Origin of the sequence: Streptomyces olivaceoviridis (assembly GCF_014650115.1) — a bacterium.
GTDB classification, from domain to species: Bacteria; Actinomycetota; Actinomycetes; order Streptomycetales; family Streptomycetaceae; genus Streptomyces; species Streptomyces olivaceoviridis.
The window spans coordinates 329,025-347,068 of the sequence record NZ_BMUI01000008.1 but is presented as its reverse complement, the minus strand read 5'-3'; the positions used below and the strand labels follow the sequence as shown (position 1 = coordinate 347,068).

Below are 18,044 nucleotides of genomic sequence, written 5' to 3'. Positions count from 1 at the left end.
CGCCGAGCAGGCCGCGTACTACGGCGACGGCTTCTTCCACAACAACATCTTCTGGCCCAAGGAACACACCAAGAAGCTGATCGACCTGTACCGGCAGCGGTACGCCCACTACGGGCACGGCACCCCCGAGCAGGCCGTCGTCGGACTCGGCGGTCACGTCTACATGCGTCCGAACTCCCAGGACGCCGTCCGGGAGTTCCGCCCGTTCTTCGACCACTCACCGGTGATGGGAGGCGGGATATCGATGGAGGAGTACATGGAGCAGACCCCGCTGACCGTCGGCACGCCCGAGCAGGTCGTCGAGAAGACGCTCACCTTCCGTGAGCACTTCGGGGACTACCAGCGTCAGCTGTTCATGGTGGACGGCGGCGGAGTACCGCTGGAGACCGCGCTGGAGCAGATCGAGATGCTCGGTGCGGAGGTCGTACCGGTGCTGCGGCAGGAGTTCGCGAAGCGCCGGCCGGCCGACGTGCCCGACGCGCCCACCCACGCGTCCCTGCGCGCGGCCCGCGACGCGGAACGCGTGCGCACCACCGGCTCGGCGGCCTGAGGCCGAGGCACACGCAAGCCCCACGGCAGAGGAGAACGAGGAACGATGACCGACAACTTCGGCGGATACACGGCGGGCGACGGAGTGGCGCCCGACCGGTGGGCGAGCGCCCTGCACCTGTTCGACAACGGCGCCGGCGCGCCGCACGAGGAGACCACCACGGAGCGCTGGGAGCGCGCGCAGCTGCTCTTCGAGGCCAAGGACTACATCGGGGCCGCGCGGCTGCTCGCCCTCGTCGTGGAGGAGGCTCCGGAACAGACCGGTCCCCGGCTGCTGCTGGCCCGTGCCTACTACCACTCCGCTCAGCTGCGGCGTGCCGAGGAACAGCTCCGCGTGATCATCGAGCGTGATCCGGTGGAGCACTACGCCCACCTGATGCTGGGCCGCACCTTGCAGCGCCAGGGGCGGCAGGACGAGGCCGAGCCCTTGCTGCGCATGGCCGCCGTGTGGTCGGGCGAGTTCCCGGAAGACGACTGAGGGACGAGGCGGCAAGACCTGTCCCGTGGGTTCCGTCCGGGGTGTCCGGGGTCACAGTCCCGGACACCCCGGCGGCTCGCGGTCAGGCGGTCAGAGGCGCTCGACGGGTGAGCGTGTCGACGAACCCCTCCAGCACCTGGGCCACACCGTCCTCGTCGTTGGAGGGCGCGCGGTGACGCGCCGCCGCCAGGACGTCCGGGTGGGCGTTGGCCATGGCGTAGGAGCTCCCCACCGCGCCGAGCATGGGAAGGTCGTTGGGCATGTCACCGAAGGCGGCGATCTCCCGGGTGCCGATGCCGAGCCGGCCGCTCCAGGTGATGAGGGTGGTGGCCTTCGTGACGCCGGGCGCGCTGAACTCCACCAGCGACAGGCCGGTGGAGTGGGTGGTCTCGGCGTCCGGGCCGGCGGCGTGGCGCGCCCGCTCGTAGAAGGCGTCGAGCGGGAGGTCCGGATGGTGGGCCAGGATCTTCAGCGGCGGTCTGCCGGAGCCGGGGGCGAGGATCTCCTCCGCCGTGCCGATCAGTTCGACGGCCTCGTCCCCGAACGACCAGGCCGGGTACGCCGGTTCGTGACCGAAGGCGCCGTCGAACTCGACCGCGAACGAGACGCCCGGGATCGCGGCGCGTACGTGTTCCACGAGCCGGGTGGCCTCGGCCGCCGGGAGGGGGAAGGTGTGGGCGACGGTGCCGTCCGGTGAGTGGACCGCGGCGCCGTTGGCCGCGATGACGGTGTGGGGCCCGACGCGCTCCAGCAGGTCCGGCACGCCGCGTGGCGGGCGGCCCGTGACGAGCACGACACGTATGCCGGCTCCCTCGGCCGACGCCAGCGCCGCTCGCGTGCGCCGCGACAGCGTGCCGTCGCTCCGGAAGAGGGTGCCGTCCAGGTCGGTCGCCACCAGCCTCGGCGGTGTGACCAGCGGTGGGGTGGGCGTGGGTGCCATGGGTGCCGGTACCTCCTGCAACCTTCGGTGAAGCATCAACCGGGCATTCACTGTGCCTCACGGGCGGGCCGGCGCGTCGGCCGACGCCGGGGGAGCGGAGCGCGGGGCGGGGCTCGGCCGCGTCCCGCGGACGGTCATGGCGCCTGCGCGGTGATCCCGGACAGGAGGGCCGCGCGGCCTGGTCCGAACGGAGGTCACCCCACGGCACCTCGGCGGCCGGCGGCACCGGGAGCCCGTGACACCGGGTGATGCGTCGACTTCATCGGCGCGGCGTCGGGCCGCGCGGCGTCCTGTGACGGGGGCACTCCCACGCCGTTCGGGCAGTGGGGGAGCGACGCAAGGCGGAGGACCACCCGCGTACCGGACGTACTGGGGCGGTCCGACAGCGCGGCGAGGGGCCGTGCCGGGCGTCACGGACCCGGCGACCCGGCGCGCGGTGAACGCCTTCGACACCAGGCGGCGCAGCCGGGTGTGGTCGGGCGGCCCGGAACGGAGCAGGGTGCTCGTCATCGATGCACGTGCGAACACGGGGAGCCGCGCGATGAGGCGGGGTCCGCGACGTCGCGGACATCGCGGCCCCGCCTGGGGCCGGACAGGGCGCTGAGCCCGTCCCCGTAGCGGGTGACCAGCCAGGCTTCCGGACCGCCGGCGATCACCGCACGCCGGACCGGGCCGTCCTCGCGCGGCTCCGGGTGGAGCGGGAAGGGGTCCGCGGGGAAGGCCGGGTCGGAGTACGGCGGGAGCACCGGCTGCCGGCTCGTCGTGCCTCCCAGGCCGGCCCCGGCCCATGCAGGCTCCGCGCCCTGCGACCATGCCGCACGTCGGTGCACGGATGTGCACCGACGTGCGGCAGGCGACGGCGTGAAGCGGGACGGCTGGGCTCGTGCGCGCGGCTCGGTCGCTCACCGCGCCGCCACCCGTCGCCCCGCACCGCGCGGCGCTCGCGATCTCCAGGGCGGCCGGGTGCCGGTCAGCGCGGCCCGTGGTCGAGCAGGGCGGCCCGCAGCTCGTGCTCGGTGATCTGCTCGGCGGGGCGGTGGAGCACCCAGCGGTGGGGTTCGCCATCCATGGGCAGCACCGCGACGACGGTCTCCCGCGGTGGGTGGCCGGCCTGGCCGCAACTGAGCTGACGGATGATGACGGCGGTGTCGTCGTCCAGGCCGAGCAGGGCGCGTACGGCGTCGTTCAGTTCGCGCAGGCGCGGGCTCGGCCAGGCGATTCCTGGGCGTGGTTGCAGGTACATGGAGTGTCCCTCGGGCGGTTCAGCCGGGTGGTGTGCGGGTGGTGGCCCAGGCGGCCGTGCCGACGGGCGGCCGGGCGGCGCGGGGGCGTCCGGCCAGGGTCACCTGCCAGACGGCGAGGAGCAGCAGCGTGCCGGTCTCGGCGAGGAGGCTGAGGAGGGCCTGTGGCGCGGGTCGCAGGCCGTGCTCGGTGAATCCGGACACTCCGACGGTGCGCGAAGCGGCGAAGCCGCCCAGGGCGCCGAGCGCGGTGCCCGCCGCGGCGATCCTCAGCAGCAGGGGCGGTGTTTCGATCAGCAACAGGACGGCGAGCGCGAGGGAGGCGCCGGCCTGGAGCAGGAACAGGGGGCCGATGACGGGGATGAAGCGGTAGCCGTCGATGTAGAGCTGGGCGTGGAGGTATCCGCCGGCGGCGAGGGTCGCGGCGGTCGCCGTCCGCAGGGCGGGGGCGAGGAGCCGTCGGGTGTTCATATGAGCCTCTGGTCCGTGATGGCCAGTTCGCGCTCGCCGCGGCGGTAGCCGACGGTGCGGATACCGAGCGCCTCCTTGAGCTGCCGGGCGGGGACGACCTGCGGGGTGGGGGCGGGAGCACGGCCCGGGTGGGGCAGGGGGTAGGCGGTGGTGGTGGCGGAGTGGAAGGTGATGTTGCCCTCCGTCCTGGTGAAGAGCTGGTGGACGTGCCCGTTGAGGCAGGTGACGGAGGAGAAGCGGCGCAGGAGGGCGATGACCTTCAGGGCGTCGTCCGTGCTCCAGCCCCACTTCGGGTACATGGCGAACAGCGGGATGTGGCTGAAGACCACGATGGGGGTGTCCGACGACAGTCCGGCGACGTCCTTGCGGACGAAGTCGATCTGGGCGTTGCCGAGGTGGCCGAGCTTCTCCAGGCTCAGGGTGTTGACCAGGGCGATGAAGTGCACGCCGTGGGTGTCGAAGCTGTACCAGCCGTCGCCGAGCGTGCCCGTGCCGAAGGTCCGCCGGTAGGCGCGGCCCGCATCACCGATGGAGTCGTGCTCGCCCGGCACGGTGAAGACGCGGTCGGTCCGCAGACCGGTCATCATCTGCTTGACCTGGTCGAACTGCCCGGCCGTGGACAGGTGGGTCAGGTCGCCGCTGTGCATCACGAAGTCGGGCCGGAAGCCGAGCGAGTTGACCTGGTGGATCGCCTCGGAGAACGAGCCGGCCACATCCGTGTTGGCCGGACCCTGGAACCCGATGTGGCTGTCGGAGACCTGTACGAACCGCAGCGCCCCGCTTTCCGCGGCGGCCCCGGCGGCACCCCGGGAGGTGCCTTCCCGGGAGTCGGCGATCTGGCTGACCACCTGTCCGCCGGCCACGGTGAGTACCACGGCACCTCCGAACCAGGCGGTGTGGCGCATGAGTTGACGCCGGGTCATACCGTGCTCGGTAGCGGGCCGGCCGGTGTCGTCGGCCGGTGCTCCGTCGTGGCTGTTCCAGTGGGCGGTCATCGGGTCACCTCCACGGTGGCGGTCATGAACGGATGGATGGTGCAGAGGTAGGCGTAGGTGCCGGGCTTGGTGAACGTGTGGCGGTAGGTGGCGCGGGTGGCCAGGGCGGCCGAACGCAACGGGCCGCCCGATCCGGTGCTGGTGACGGTGTGGGCGTCGGTGTCCTGATTGGTCCACGTCACCGTCGTGCCCACCTTGATCTTCAGCTTGGCCGGGGAGAACGCGAAGTTCTCGATCGCCACCGCGTTGCCGGTGACCGGCGCGGCCTGCGCGCCCTTGGTCGAGGGACTCATGCTCATGCTCATGCTCGGCATCGGTGAGGCGCCGGGAGCGGAGCCCGCCGCGCCCCCCGGCCCCGTGGCGCCGGACATCCCTGCCATCCGGTGCTGACCCGGGCCGGGTGTGAGGGCACCGGCTCCGGCCGCCGGGGAGTGCGACGACTGGCCGCATGCGCTCAGGAGCCCCAGAGCGCCGCCGGCCGTGACGATGACGACGGCCATCCCGGCCGCGGCGCGTGACCGGCGGCCCGGTGCGCGAAGATTCAGGTACATGGTGTCCGTTCCTCGTGGATCAGGCGGAGGCGTGGACCGCGCCGGATCGGCGCGCGCACCCGCGCGAATGTGTGGTGGATGCCGTGCTCGTGGGCGCGTGCCCCTCACCGGCCGGCCGGCGGACGCACAGGGGTAGCGCCCCGTGCACGCCGCTCGCCTCGACGTGTCCCGCGCCGCACCTGCGCCCCTGCGCGCCGCGAAGGTGCGGACGGGGGCAGGGCGGACGGCGTCGGGAGCGCCTCCGTCGCGTGGCGTGTCCCGGCCACCTCCGCCCCCTCCTTCGTCGGGCGGGGGACCGGTGAGGAATCGCGCCGGAGTCGGCTCTTGTCCGGCTTCACGGACGGCGGGGGCCCCACGGTTCGACAGATGGGCACCTTTCCGGGACGAATCGGTATCGCCACAGGTCGGCCAGGGGCTCCGGACGTCACGCACACCGGCCGCCGGCGGCGCCGCACGGTCCGGCAGGAATGCCTCGCCCACGAGGTCCGCCGCACGCCACCTGCGCCTTTACGTGCATTACAGGACAAAGCAGTGCATGTGCGCGACGATCGACTCATGCCCTGGAACCAAAAACGTGGCCCGCGGACCCGTCCGGATCGCTCCGCAGACCGTGTCTCTGGTAAAGGGACCCTTTCGACCGCGGACGAGGAACTGCTGCGCACTCTGTACGCCGAGCACGCGGGACCTCTGTTCCACTACGTACTGCGGCTGACCTCGGGAGACTGGCAATGGGCGGAGGACGTGGTGCAGGAGACACTGCTCCGGGCATGGCAGCACCCCGCCGCGTTCGACCCCGCACGCGGCCCGGCCCGGGCGTGGCTGTGCACGGTCGCCCGGCACCTGGTCATCGACGCCCACCGGGCCCGGCAGGCGAGGCCGACCGAGGCCGGCGGCGAGGCGCTGGAGCGGGCCGCCGAGCAGAACCCGGGCGAGGACGAGATCGATCAGGCACTACAGAGCTGGGCGGTCGCCGACGCCGTCCGGTCGCTGTCCCCGGACCACCGCGCCGTCCTGCTGGAGACCTACTACCAGGGCCGGACCATGGCGGAGGCGGCACGCGTGCTGGGCATCCCGCTGGGCACGGTGAAGTCGCGGACGTACTACGCCCTGCACGCGCTGCGGCTGGCGTTGCAGGAACGCGGGATCGAGCCATGACAGAGGCGTGCGGGAGGTGGCGACCGTGAGTGCGGAGCACGACGATCTCCGGCTGGCGCTCGGAGCGTACGTCCTGGGCACCCTGCCACCGGAGGAAGCGGAACTGGTGCGCGCCCATCTCGCGCACTGCGCGGAGTGCCAGGCGGAACACGCCCGGCTGGCGGGACTGCCCGCGCTGCTGGCGACGGTGTCCGTGGCGGAGGCTTCGGGGCGTACGGTGCCGGCGGCCGACGGGAACCTGGCCGACCGGCTGGTGGCACGGGCGGGCGAAACCGTGCGCGGCCCTTCACCCGAGGAGCCCACGGCGCCCGCCGTGCCCGTGACACCGCCCACGCCGGAGAGAGGTGTGCTGGAGAGACTGCTCCAGCAGGCCGCGACCCGGCGCCGCAGAACCCGGCGCCTGCAACTGGCCGGCGCGGGCGCCTCAGTGGTGCTCGTCGCGGCAGCGGCCGGCGGCACGTGGCTGGCCGCCGTCGGCACCGTGGGCAGCGTGGCGACGCCGCCCGGGCCGAGCGCGCCCACGTTCACGCGCACCTTCTCCGGAAGCGATCCGGCCACCGGCGTCTCCGCCTCGGTGAAGGTCTCGCCCTCCGTCTGGGGCAGTGTCCTACAGGTCTCGGCCCGGGGGGCGCCCGCCGGGACCACCTGCCGGCTGCAAGCGGTCGGGCCCGGCGGAGTCAGGGCGGACGGCGCGACCTGGTGGGCCGGCAAGTACCCTGCCGGCACCACGATCCCCGGGACGGTCGCCATGGCCCCCGAGGCCATCCAGCACTTCGAGATCCTCGCGGACAACGGCCAGAAGCTGGTCACGATCCGGGCGTGACCCGTCGCCGGCCGGTCCCGACGACGGTCGTCGGATGTGTGCACGGGGCGGGACGAGGGGCCGGGAGGGGTTCGGGTGGCCGACGGGAGGTGTGAGCCGCCTTCGACCGGTGGGCCGGCCCGAGGGGGCGCGCCCGCGACGTCCGGCGTACGGCTTCCTCCGGCATGCGCGGCGTCGCCGTCGCCGGCCGGTCCCGACGACGGTCGCCGGATGTGTGCACGGGGCGGGACGAGGGGCCGGGAGGGGTTCGGGTGGCCGATGGGAGGTGTGAAGCCGCCTTCGACCGGTGGGCCGGCCCGAGGGGGCGCGCCCGCGACGTCCGGGGTACGGCTTCCTCCGGCATGCGCGGCGTCGCCGTCGCCGGCCGGTCCCGACGACGGTCGCCGGATGTGTGCACGGGGCGGGACGAGGGGCCGGGAGGGTTTCGGGTGGCCGACGGGAGGTGTGAGCCGCCTTCGACCGGTGGGCCGGCCCGAGGGGGCGCGCCCAGGACGTCCGGGGTACGGCTTCCTCCGGCATGCGCGGCGTCGCCGTCGCCGGCCGGTCCCACCACGCGGCACGGCTAGGGCGGCGGTGGGGCCGTCCGACCACGGCAGCTCACGGATCAGCGTGGCGACCTCGGCAGCCGGCCCCGGCGCCTCCGTGGCCGAGAGGCCGACCGGCGTGGTCCGGGCCGGTACGCGGGCAGGGGCGTTGCTCCCCGGCTCCGCGGCGCGACGGACCGAAGGGGCGTCTCCGCCCGGTTCAGTGACGCCGCGTACCCGCACCCGCCTGAGACCGGCCGGGCCGCCGCCCCGATGTGAGCCGCAAGAAACCGAGCAAAAGGGGCCGACCACCGAACCGTTCAGCATGCGTCAGCCGTGAAACCAGATGAGCGCGCCATGCAGGACCAGCCCGCCGACAAACCGAAAGGTTGCTGCTGGTGGTCCCCCATCCCGGTCTCCGCACACTCACAGAAGAGCCAGAAGACCATGTTCGTGACCGACTCCCCCCGCACCAGTGCACAGCCCGGCCGGCCCTGCCGCCACGAGGCGCTGCTCACCCTGCCCGCGCAGGAGGCGCACGTCTGCGCCGTCCGTCACTTCACGGCGGATCTGCTGGAAGCCTGGCAGGTACCCACGAGCGAGCGGGACTCCGCCATTCTCATCGTCGACGAACTCGCCGCCAACGCCGCCCAGTACGGCCGCGAGCGCATGACCCTGCGGCTCGTCCTCCACGACGGCACGCTGCACATCGTGGTCACCGACTCCGGCGGGGTGGTGGAACGGCACCGCCCCGACATCGCCTCCGACGAGCACGGACGCGGCACCGGCATCGTCCAGTACCTCGCCCAGTCGACCGAGGCCCACCAGACAGGCGGTGGCCGCGAGGTCCGCGCCTGCCTGAGTGCTCGTCACGACCAGGAGGAGTGACCATGGACATCACGCCGGACAGCGGCGAGGGCATCGACGTCCCGCCTCCGCACGAGGCGTACGCCAACGCACCGGGCCTGCGCCGCGAGCTGCACCAAGTGCTCGCACTCGATGCCGAACGCGACGGCCGCCGGGGCGGGCCCGGCACCGGTTCCCCGGCCGATGCGACGGCCGCCGAACGCGCCCGACTGCTGCGCCGGGCCGCCCTCATGGACCGACTGGCCTGCGCCGCCCCCGGTCCCGGCCCGATCGCGGCCGCCGCGGAAACCGCAGAACAACTCGTCCTGCACGACCGCCGCCACCCCGACCTGGTGGCCGGTCCGCACCATCCCGACGCGATCACGCTCGCCCGCAGCCGCCGACTCTATGTCCGCCAGGAGTACGCCGCCTGGACGGCTGCCGGGCACCCCGGAACCTGAACCGGCCGACCCGACCAGGAGCCGGCTCCGACCCGACCGGAAGAAGGAAACATGACCAGCGACGACCGCGACACCCGGCACGTCCCCGCGCCGGCCGGCCGACCCCCCTCACCTCGCCCGCCCCGCCCGACAGCCGTGCGGGAACGCGCCGACCGGCAACAGGAACGGTCACGCGGTACGGGCGCCGACACGTGCGAAAGGGCGGTGTGACGATGTTCCGCAACGCGCTGGAGCCCTGGCACCTGCTGGTCCTGGTCGCCGTGGTGATCATGATCTTCGGCTCGAAGAAACTGCCCGACACCGCCCGGGCGCTGGGCAAGTCCCTGCGGATCCTCAAGAGCGAGACCAGGGCGATGAGGGACGACGGCGCCTCGGACGAGGCACGCCCCGAGCCGGAGCCCGCACCGGGACCGCGGACGGATCCGGACGCTCCCACGGACGCCGCCACCGCCCGCACCACGCCCACGGACGGCACGACCGGCCACCGGGACTGAGCGGGCCCGCAGCACGAGATGAGGACATGGCATGCCCCAGTCGGTCCGCAACAAGAAGAAGGACCCCGAGGGGCGGATGCCGCTCGCGGAGCACCTTCGTGAACTCCGCAACCGGCTCGCCAAGGCCGTCCTCGCCATCCTGGTCGTCACGGTCGCCGCGGCCTTCTCCTACAAGAGGATCATCAACCTCCTCACCAGGCCGGTCCTGGCATCGGTCGGCTGCCCGACCTCCTTCGCCGATCTGGCGAGGCGGCCCACGCACACCGCCTGCGCGCACATCACGATCAACGGCCTGCTCGCGCCCTTCACCCTGGCGCTGAAGGTCTCGCTGGTGGCCGGCGTGGTGCTGGCCTCTCCGGTCTGGCTGTACCAACTGTGGGCGTTCGTCGCCCCCGGCCTGCACGAACGCGAGCGGAAACACGCCTACGCGTTCGTCGGCGCGGGCGTCCCGCTGTTCCTAGGCGGCGCCTTCTTCGCCTACAAGGTGCTGCCCAGGACCGCGAGGGTGTTGATCGGCCTCACACCGCACGGGGTGAACAACCTGCTGCCGCTGGACGACCTCCTCGACCTCGTCACCCGCATGGTGGTCGTCTTCGGCCTCGCCTTCGAGATGCCGCTGCTGCTGGTGATGCTGAACCTCACCGGAGTGCTGTCCGGCCGGCGGATGCTCGGCCGGTGGCGCGCCATGGTCGTGGGCATCACGGTCTTCTCGGCGGTGGCGACGCCGAGCACGGACCCGTTGACCATGCTGGCGCTGGCCGCGCCGATCTGGGCGCTCTACTTCGCCGCCGTCGCCTTCTCACTCCTCGGTGACCGGCGCAAGGCGCTGCGAGTGCATCCGGTCTAGCTGTCTTCCCGGAGCGGGTCGCGATGCCGCGCCACTGTTCCCAGCGGCTGACGCGGCGCTCCGGCCTTTGCGGTCGGTGCGCCGCGGGACCGGCCGCAGGAGCGGTCGCCGGGCTCGCCGGCCGGGGCCCCTGCTCACGGGCCCCGGCCGCGGGGTCCACCCTGTGAACGCGATGGCGATCAGGTGACCCGAACGAAACGGCCTAGCCGCGCCAAGGACCGGTCACCGCGAACGTGGTGCCGGGCGTGTAGCAGTTGACGTACATCGTCTCGCCGTCGGCGGAGAAGGTGACCCCCGCGAACTCGCCCCACTCCGGCTCCCGCGCCGTACCGCCCGCCGTGAGGACCTGACGGCCCCGGGCCATCGGGTACACCTCGCCCTTGCGGGTCACGCCGAAGACGTGCTGGGCCCCGTTGCCGTCCTCGCACACCATCAGGCCGCCGCCGGGGGCGAGGCAGATGTTGTCCGGGGACTCGCCGGGCAGCTGCACATCGGTGTCCGGGCCGAACACGACGACCAGGGTCAGCCGGCGGTGCGCCGGGTCGTAGCGCCAGATCTGGCCGTAGTGGTCGGCCGCGGAGCCGTCCGAGCTGCGGGCGAAGGACGACACGAAGTACACACAGCTGCCGCCCCAGTAGCAGCCCTCCAGCTTCTGCGCATGGGTGATGCCGCCGGGCCCGTAGTCCTGCAAGCGGGTGGGAGTCGAGGCGGCCAGCGGGTCGGGTACGTCCACCCACTCGATGCCGTCGAAGCGCGTTCCCGGCTCCTGGACCGGGGACAGATCCGGCACGCCGGGCACCCGCATCGCCTGGAGCCGGCCGCCCGCGCGCAGCGAGCCGACGCCGCCGAGCGGCTTGTCCGGCAGGAAGCGGTAGAAGAGGCCGAACGGCTTCAGGAAGGCGTCCTCGGTCTCGTAGACGATGCCGGAGCGCGGGTCGATCGCGACCGCCTCGTGCTGGAAGCGGCCCATCGCGGTCAGCGGGACGGCGCCGGTGCGGTGCGGGTCGGTGGGGTGGACCTCGAAGATGAAGCCGTGGTCCTTGGTGTAGCCGTTGGTGCCCGCCTTGTCCTCGGTCTCCTCGCAGGTCAGCCAGGTGTCCCAGGGGGTACGGCCGCCCGCGCAGTTGACGGCCGTACCGGCGATGGCGACCCGCTCGGACAGCACGTGCTGGTGCGCGTCGAGCGCGAGCGCCGTACAGCCGCCCTTGCCGGCCGGGTCGTAGGTGAGGCCGCTGACGGTCGGGACCGGGATGGGCGCGGTGACGCGGTTCTCGTGGTTGCGGACGAGGTGGGTACGGCCCCCTCGGCCGGTGAAGGCGGCCATGCCGTCGTGGTTCGAGGGGACTCTGCCCTCTCCGGAGCGGAGCTGGTCGCCCTCGCGGGAGAGCACGGTGTAGCGGAAACCTTTCGGCAGGTCGAGCAGGCCGTGCGGATCGGAGACGAGCGGGCCGTAGCCGATGTGGCCCAGGTTCTGCGCGGCGGCGGTGCCCGCGAAGAGCTCGGACAGGGCCCCGGTGAAGGCGATGCCCGCTCCCAGGGCGCTCGCTCGGGCCAGGACCTGACGGCGTGTTGCAGACATGCGGCAGCAACCTTCCTGTTGGCGGACAGGAACTGTGATCCCGCTGTGTCTATCACCTGCCGCGGGCCGCGGGAACCACGCGTGTACCCCGTGTCACGCCTCGTGACGTACGCCAGACAGGTGTCCGCTATTACAATGTTCAAGCGTGGTCGGGGGAAAGGGCGGACATGTCCGGACAGGAGGTCGCGTTCGGGCCGTTGCTGCGCTCGATGCGACGGGCGAAGTCGCTGACCATCGAGGCCCTGGCGGAGGCCTCCGGGGTCAGCGAGCGGGGCATCGGCGACCTGGAACGCGGCCGGCGGGCCGCACCGCAACGGCGGACGGTGGCCGCGCTCGCGGACGGCCTCGGCCTGGACGACGCCGACCGGGAACGGCTGCTCGCCGCCGCCCGCGCCGGACGCACCCCGGGATACAGCCCCGTCGGCGTCCGCTCCTTCCCGCGGGGCATCGACGACTTCGTCGGCCGCGCGGACGAACTGTCCGGTCTGGAGGCGCTGGCCGCACCGCCCCGGGAGGACCGCGCCCCCGGTGAGGGCGGCGGTCTCCCGGACGACCAGCCCGTCGTGGTCGTCATCCACGGACCGCCCGGCACCGGGAAGACCACCCTCGCGCTGCGCGCCGCCCGCCGGCTCGCGGGCCGCTTCCCGGACGGCGAGCTCATGGTCGACCTCAGGGGGACCGACGACAGCCCGCCCGCCCCTTCCGAGCTGATGGTCCGGGTGCTCAAGGCCTTCGGTGTGCCCGACCGCGACCTGGCCAAGGCGGGACCGCAGGCGCACCCCGCCCTCTACCGGCAGGTCCTCGCCGACCGCCGCTGTCTGCTGGTGCTGGACAACGCCCGTGACGAGGCGCAGGTGCGCCCGCTGCTGCCGGGCTCGGGCGGGACCCTCGTCCTGGTGACCAGCCGCCGCATGCTCACCGGACTGGACGACGTGCACCGGCTGCCCCTCGGCCGGCTCGAACCCGCCGAGTCGGCCGCCTTCCTGACCTCCCTCGTCGGCGAGGCGCGCGCGACGGCCGAACCCGAGGCCCTGGAGGAGGTCGCCCGGCTCTGCGAGCACCTGCCGCTGGCCCTGCGGATCGCGGGCAACTGGCTGGCGACCCGCACGGGATGGACCGTGCGACGGCTCGCGGACCGGCTGGCGAGCGAGGAACGGCGGCTGGACGCGCTGTCCGCCGGGGACGTACGCGTCGCGACCGCCTTCGACCTGTCCTACCGTCAGCTCACACCCACGGCCGCCCGCCTGTTCCGGCGCCTGTCCCTGGTCCCCGGCCCGGACGTGAGCGCCGCCTGCGCCGCCCGGCTCACCGGCCAGGACGTCCACGACACCGAGGACACCCTGGAGGAACTGGTCGAGGCCGGCCTGCTCGGCGGCGCCGACGACCGCTACCGGCTCCACGACCTGCTGTGCCTGTACGGCCGTGGCCGCCTCGTCGCGGAGGACGGCGAGGCCGACGTCGAGCGGGCCCGCCGGTCGATGTTCCGCTGGCTGCTGGAGACGGCCGTCGTGGCGGGGCGGTGGTACGAACCCGGCCACGGAGCGCCGCCCGCCTCCTGGCGTGGCACGGTGGACCTGTCCAGCGCCGACAAGGCCCGCGAGTGGCTCCAGACCGAGTCCGCGAACTGGCTGGCGGCCCTGCACGCCGCCGCGGCGGAGGGCGGCCACGCCACCGTGGTCGAGGTGGCCGAGTCCCTGCACTGGTTCTCCGACCAGTGGATCTTCTGGGGGCACTGGCCGGAGGTCTTCGGCGCCGCCGTCCGCTCCGCCGAAGCGCTCGGCGACCCGTTGCTCGAAGCGACCCAGCTCAACTACTACGCCTGGGCGCTGATGATCTGCGAGGGCCGGCCCCGGGACAGTCTCCCGTACGCCGCCCGTGCGCTGGCCGCGGCCCGGCGGGCCGATGACGCCGGGCAGCAGGCGTGGGCGCACTCGTACGCCGCCTGGGCCCACCATGTGCTGGACGAGAACGGCCCGGCCGCCGAGCACAGCGCCCACGCAGTCGCGCTGTTCGAGGCCGCCGGTGACCTGCACGGCCTGCTCCAGGCCCTGATCTCACGCGCCCTGCACCTGAGGGGCGTGGGCCGCGACGAGGAGGCGATCGAGACCTACCGGCAGGTCCTGACCCGACTGGACGAGGCCGGCGACCGCCTCGAACCGCACATCGCCACCTTCACCCGGGCCAACGCACTGGCGGGCCTCGGGGGCTGCTACGGCAGCCTGGGGCGCTGGGAGGAAGCGGTGGAGTACCTGCGGACCTCGGTCGAGCTGTCCCGGACGGACGGCAACATCGCCCTGGAGAGCCGCTACCTCCTCTCGCTCGGTGACATCCTCCTCAAGGCCGGCCGTCCCGCCGAGGCCCGTGAGGCGTTCACGCGGTGCGTCGCGCTCGGCGGCGACGCGGACCCGCAACGGGTCGCCGAGGCCCGCTCCCGGCTCGTCCGCCTGGACGGCGACCGGCACCGCCCGCCGCGTGGCGTGGGCGTCAGGTGAGGGTCGGACCCGTCGGCCGCTCGTCCTCGCCCCGCTCCAGGTGCAGGGTGCGCCATTCCCGGGGGGAGAGCCCGTACGCGGCGCGGAACGCCCGGCTGAAGTGGGCGGGATTGACGAACCCCCAGCGCCGGGCCACCGCCGAGACGGTGGGCGTCACCCGTCCGCGACGGGCGAGTTCACGCCCGCACGCCTCCAGCCGCCGCTGCTGGATGAGACGGCTGACGGTGATGCCCTCGCCCTCGAAGAGCCGGTGCAGGTAGCGGACGGATATGTGGTGCGCCCGGGCGATGGATTCCGGTGAGAGGGAGGGGTCGCCCAGCTTGCGGTCGATGTGGGCCCGGACGCTCAGCACGAGATGGTCGCGGCCGTCGTCCGGGTCCCGCAGGGCCTGATCGGTGATCAGGGTGGCGAACAGGTCGACGACGTGGCCGGCCAGCCGGTGCCCGACGGCCGCCGGGTAGGAGGGGGCCGCGTCGGCCAGCGTGGCGAGGAAGGGCCGCAGCACCGCGCCCAGGCCGTGTGCCGTGTCGATGGCGGTGCCCGTGACCCGCCTGATGTCACCGTCCGCGACGCCCAGCACATGCCGCGGCAGCTGGAAGACATGGGTGGCGAACCGCTCCGGATAGGTGAAGGAGAACGGCCGCGCGGTGTCGTAGAACACCAGGTCGCCCCCGGCCATCTCGGCCCGCCGGCCGTCCTGGATGAAGGTGGCGCTGCCCGACACCAGCAGGCCGACCGCGACGAGGGCCTCGGGTGAACGCTCGATCAGGGCCGGGGTGCGGCTGACCCGCCCGGCGTCGGCCTCCATGCGCGAGACCCGCAGGTAGCCCAGGCAGTCGCTGGCGATCCTGCCGTCGAACCGCCGGCCGTCGCGGGGGGCCACGGTGACCGGCACGAGTGCCCTGCTCACCGCGTCGTTCCAGTACGCGACCTTCTCCTGGTCCGGCACCGTGTCGGTCGTCAGCACCAGGCTCAACTGGCTCTCCCTTGGCATGCGTGGCACCGGGGCGCCGTACTGGTTCTGTTCCCCGGCCAGCCAAGCAGCGGGAACCGGGGAGCACCAGGAAGGAAGCAGGCAGAAATTGATCAAGCGAAGTGCCGCCACAGCGCGGCGACCGCCGGTGACGCCTCGCCCGGAGGGCGCACCAGCATGATCTTCCAGTGGGGCGCGTGGTGCCGGAAACCATACGCGGTCAGGTCGGGGAAGCGGTCGGCGATCGACCTGGGCAGGATGCAGATCCCCAGGTCGTTGCGGACCAGCTCGGCCGCTGCCACGATGTCGTTCACCTCGAACGTCGTGCTGCGGTCGACGCCCGCGGCCCGGAAGGCGCGGTCCACCGAGTGACGGATCGCCCAGCCCGGGCTGAAGTCCACCAGCGGCAGCCGGGCGGCATCGGCGAGTTCCACCTCGCCCCGGGGCGTCGTGGCCCCCATGACCCGGCGCGGCGACGCGACCAGCACCATCTCCTCCTCGGACAGCAGCCGGGTGGTCAGCCCGCGCTGCTGCTGGCGGTCCAGCGCCACCACGGCCAGGTCGACCGTGCCCTCCCGCAGCGCCTGCCGGATGTCGGCGACCGCCGCCTGCCGCAGCTGCACGCCGAGCCCCGGGTGCTCCGCCCGCAGCGCGGCCAGGGCGTGGTGCAGCCCGGCCCAGACCCCCTGCATGGTGCCCACGGTGATCCGGCCGCGCAGTTGCCCCCGCACCGCGTCGACCGCCTCCCGGGCGGCTTCCGCGGCCCGCAGGGCGGCGCGCGCCGCCGGCACGAACGCCTCGCCCGCCGGTGTCAGCGCGACGCGGTGCGTGGTGCGGTCGAAGAGCGGCGTGCCCAGCTCGCGTTCGAGTGCGCGGACCGTGCCCGACACCGCCGACTGGACCACGTGCAGCTGTCGCGCCGCAGCCGTGAAGCCGCCCGCGTCGGCCACCGCGACGGCGACCTCCATCTGCCGCAGGTCCATCGTGTGCTCCTTCGGGCTGGTGCGGGGGTGGTCGCCGGCGGGCGGGACCCGTGCCGCATCGTAGGGGTGCGCCTGACGGCGGGATGTCCGTCAGGCGCCTGCGAGGGGTGTGTCGACCGGCCTTGCCGGGCGTCCTCAGTCGCGGGCTTCCGCGGCCGGGGTCCGCCGCGCGGCCCGGGGCCGCTCGAAGGCCCAGTAGACGAGCGCGGCCAGCGGGAGCGCGGCGCCCAGGACGGTCAGGGCGGCCCAGCCTCCGGCGTGGTACACCGTGGACCCGAGCTGGGAGCCGGCGGCACCGCCGACGAAGAACATGGCGATGAAGGCGCTGTTCAGACGGGCCCGGGCGCCGGGGTCGAGCGCGTAGATGGTGTGCTGTCCGAGGATGAGCGTCGCCTGTACGGCCATGTCGATCAGGATCGCGGCCAGGGCTATCAGCACGATGCTGTGTCCGCCCAGACCCGCGAGCAGGAAGGCCAGCGCGGCGACCACGAACGCGGCACCGGTCATGGGACGTGCGAGCCCCCGGTCGGCCCAGTGGCCGGCGAACGGGGCCACCGCCGCGCCCGCCGCGCCCACGAGCGCGAAGATGCCGACGCCGACCGGCGAGTAGTGGAAGCGGGGGCCGGTCAGGACGAAGGAGACCGTGGTCCAGAACGCGCTGAACGCACCGAACATCGCCGCCTGGTACAGCCCGCGGCGCAGCAGCGCGGGATGGGTGCGCACGAGCCGGACCGTGGACCGCAGCACGTGGTGGTACGGGACGGTGGTGGTGGGGGCGTGATCGGGGAGAGCGACGCGCAGTGCCACCGTGAGCACGGCCATCAGGGCGGCGGAGCCGAGGAAGACCACCCGCCAGCCGGCGACGTCGGAGACCAGGCTGCTGAGGGTCCGGGAGAGCAGGATGCCGGTGAGCAGACCGCTCATGACCCGGCCGACGACCCGGCCCCTGGCGTGGTCCGGGGCGAGGCTGGCCGCGAAGGGCACCAGGATCTGGGCCACGACCGAGGTGGCACCGCTGACCAGCGCGGCGATCAGCAGCACGGGGAAGTTCGGGGCCAGTCCCGCCACCACGAGGGCGGCCGTCGTGACGATCAGCAGGACGGAGACCAGATTGCGCTTCTCCAGCCGGTCGCCGAGCGGCACCAGGAAGATCATGCCGAGGACGTAGCCGATCTGGGTCAGGGTGATCAGCGTGCCGGCGGTGGCCTCGCTGATCCCGAACACTCCGCTCAACGACGACAGCAGCGGCTGCGCGTAGTAGAGGTTGGCGACCGTCATCCCGGACGCGACGGCCAGGAGCGCGACCAGCCAGCCGGGCACGCCCTGGGCCTCCCGGGTGGCGTGGGTCCTACGGCGGAGATCAAGTGGTGTGGACATGGGCACCTTCTTTCGTCATGCGGTACAACGACCTGACCGCCGGTCGCCTTCCTCACCTGGCGCGATCGTTCGGGATGTCAGTCATCTCGCATGGAGATGAGCACGCGAGCACCGGGCGTCGACCCTAGAGGCGGGTGGACGGTGCTTCTTGCCAGGTGACGCACGCGACGATGCCTCACCGCGCACGGCTCATGCCCCTGCCCGCACGGAACGCCGGACGGTCCCCCGCGCGCTGCCCAGCCGCCGCAGGCTGACATGCGTGGAC

Annotated in this window: 18 protein-coding genes; 9 read left to right on the top strand and 9 right to left on the bottom strand. The window is 73.2% G+C overall.

The features are described 5' to 3' along the window. Together IE273_RS18665 and IE273_RS18660 are read left to right on the top strand one after the other, a co-directional pair. Nucleotides 1–550: LLM class flavin-dependent oxidoreductase (locus IE273_RS18665; RefSeq protein ID WP_189816314.1), on the top strand; the 550-nt coding region annotated here is incomplete at its 5' end. A 45-nt stretch (nt 551–595) separates the two neighbouring features. After that, on the top strand, nt 596–1,027 hold the full coding sequence (locus IE273_RS18660) for a tetratricopeptide repeat protein (RefSeq protein ID WP_189816313.1): 432 nt from the start codon (nt 596–598) through the stop codon (nt 1,025–1,027). An 82-nt stretch (nt 1,028–1,109) separates the two neighbouring features. Here IE273_RS18660 and IE273_RS18655 read toward each other — a convergent pair whose 3' ends face one another. The 5 genes from IE273_RS18655 to IE273_RS18635 all read right to left on the bottom strand — a co-directional run bounded on the left by IE273_RS18655 (nt 1,110) and on the right by IE273_RS18635 (nt 4,967). After that, nucleotides 1,110–1,967 (bottom strand): HAD family hydrolase, encoded by an 858-nt coding sequence (locus IE273_RS18655; protein WP_189816312.1) that lies wholly within the window; start codon nt 1,965–1,967, stop codon nt 1,110–1,112. Nucleotides 1,968–2,937: 970 nt separating this feature from the next. Next, nucleotides 2,938–3,210 carry a hypothetical protein gene (locus IE273_RS18650; protein WP_189816311.1) on the bottom strand — a complete coding sequence of 91 codons (273 nt, stop codon included), beginning with the start codon at nt 3,208–3,210 and terminating at the stop codon, nt 2,938–2,940. Nucleotides 3,211–3,229: 19 nt separating this feature from the next. Then, entirely contained in the window at nt 3,230–3,679 is a 450-nt protein-coding gene (locus IE273_RS18645; RefSeq protein ID WP_189816310.1) for a hypothetical protein, read from the bottom strand. Beyond that, entirely contained in the window at nt 3,676–4,674 is a 999-nt protein-coding gene (locus IE273_RS18640; protein WP_229887284.1) for a metallophosphoesterase family protein, read from the bottom strand. The genes IE273_RS18645 and IE273_RS18640 overlap by 4 nt, the downstream gene beginning before the upstream one ends. Then, the gene (locus IE273_RS18635; RefSeq protein WP_189816309.1) at nt 4,671–4,967 is read right to left on the bottom strand and encodes a cupredoxin domain-containing protein; all 297 of its coding nucleotides are present in this window, start codon (nt 4,965–4,967) and stop codon (nt 4,671–4,673) included. Before IE273_RS18635 ends, IE273_RS18640 begins: the two co-directional genes overlap by 4 nt. Nucleotides 4,968–5,780: 813 nt before the next feature. Between IE273_RS18635 and IE273_RS45175 the strand changes: the two genes are divergently transcribed. The 6 genes from IE273_RS45175 to tatC all read left to right on the top strand — a co-directional run bounded on the left by IE273_RS45175 (nt 5,781) and on the right by tatC (nt 10,375). After that, entirely contained in the window at nt 5,781–6,380 is a 600-nt protein-coding gene (locus IE273_RS45175) for a sigma-70 family RNA polymerase sigma factor (RefSeq protein ID WP_189816308.1), read from the top strand. A 25-nt stretch (nt 6,381–6,405) separates the two neighbouring features. Next, a complete protein-coding gene (locus IE273_RS18625; protein ID WP_189816307.1) occupies nt 6,406–7,203 on the top strand; it encodes an anti-sigma factor family protein in 798 nt (265 codons plus the stop codon). A 971-nt stretch (nt 7,204–8,174) separates the two neighbouring features. Next, nucleotides 8,175–8,615 carry an ATP-binding protein gene (locus IE273_RS18620; protein WP_229887283.1) on the top strand — a complete coding sequence of 147 codons (441 nt, stop codon included), beginning with the start codon at nt 8,175–8,177 and terminating at the stop codon, nt 8,613–8,615. 2 nt (nt 8,616–8,617) lie between these two features. Then, nucleotides 8,618–9,034, top strand: a complete 417-nt coding sequence (locus IE273_RS18615; protein ID WP_189816305.1) for a hypothetical protein — start codon at nt 8,618–8,620, stop codon at nt 9,032–9,034. A 212-nt stretch (nt 9,035–9,246) separates the two neighbouring features. Further along, entirely contained in the window at nt 9,247–9,528 is a 282-nt protein-coding gene (gene tatA, locus IE273_RS18610) for a Sec-independent protein translocase subunit TatA (protein ID WP_189816304.1), read from the top strand. Between the two features lie 31 nt (nt 9,529–9,559). Beyond that, nucleotides 9,560–10,375, top strand: a complete 816-nt coding sequence (gene tatC / locus IE273_RS18605) for a twin-arginine translocase subunit TatC (protein WP_189816302.1) — start codon at nt 9,560–9,562, stop codon at nt 10,373–10,375. A 202-nt stretch (nt 10,376–10,577) separates the two neighbouring features. Here tatC and IE273_RS18600 read toward each other — a convergent pair whose 3' ends face one another. Next, nucleotides 10,578–11,954 carry an alkaline phosphatase PhoX gene (locus IE273_RS18600; protein ID WP_189816300.1) on the bottom strand — a complete coding sequence of 459 codons (1,377 nt, stop codon included), beginning with the start codon at nt 11,952–11,954 and terminating at the stop codon, nt 10,578–10,580. A gap of 167 nt (nt 11,955–12,121) precedes the next feature. Between IE273_RS18600 and IE273_RS18595 the strand changes: the two genes are divergently transcribed. Next, nucleotides 12,122–14,446, top strand: a complete 2,325-nt coding sequence (locus IE273_RS18595) for an ATP-binding protein (protein ID WP_189816299.1) — start codon at nt 12,122–12,124, stop codon at nt 14,444–14,446. Here the strand turns inward: IE273_RS18595 and IE273_RS18590 are convergent. From IE273_RS18590 to IE273_RS18580, 3 genes are all read right to left on the bottom strand, one after another. Then, a complete protein-coding gene (locus IE273_RS18590; RefSeq protein ID WP_189816336.1) occupies nt 14,439–15,422 on the bottom strand; it encodes an AraC-like ligand-binding domain-containing protein in 984 nt (327 codons plus the stop codon). The genes IE273_RS18595 and IE273_RS18590 overlap by 8 nt on opposite strands. 110 nt (nt 15,423–15,532) lie before the next feature. Continuing rightward, nucleotides 15,533–16,402 (bottom strand): LysR family transcriptional regulator, encoded by an 870-nt coding sequence (locus IE273_RS18585; protein ID WP_189816298.1) that lies wholly within the window; start codon nt 16,400–16,402, stop codon nt 15,533–15,535. A 135-nt stretch (nt 16,403–16,537) separates the two neighbouring features. Continuing rightward, nucleotides 16,538–17,779: an MFS transporter gene (locus tag IE273_RS18580; protein ID WP_189816297.1), complete on the bottom strand. Its 1,242-nt coding sequence runs from the start codon at nt 17,777–17,779 to the stop codon at nt 16,538–16,540. Nucleotides 17,780–18,044: the final 265 nt, after the last annotated feature.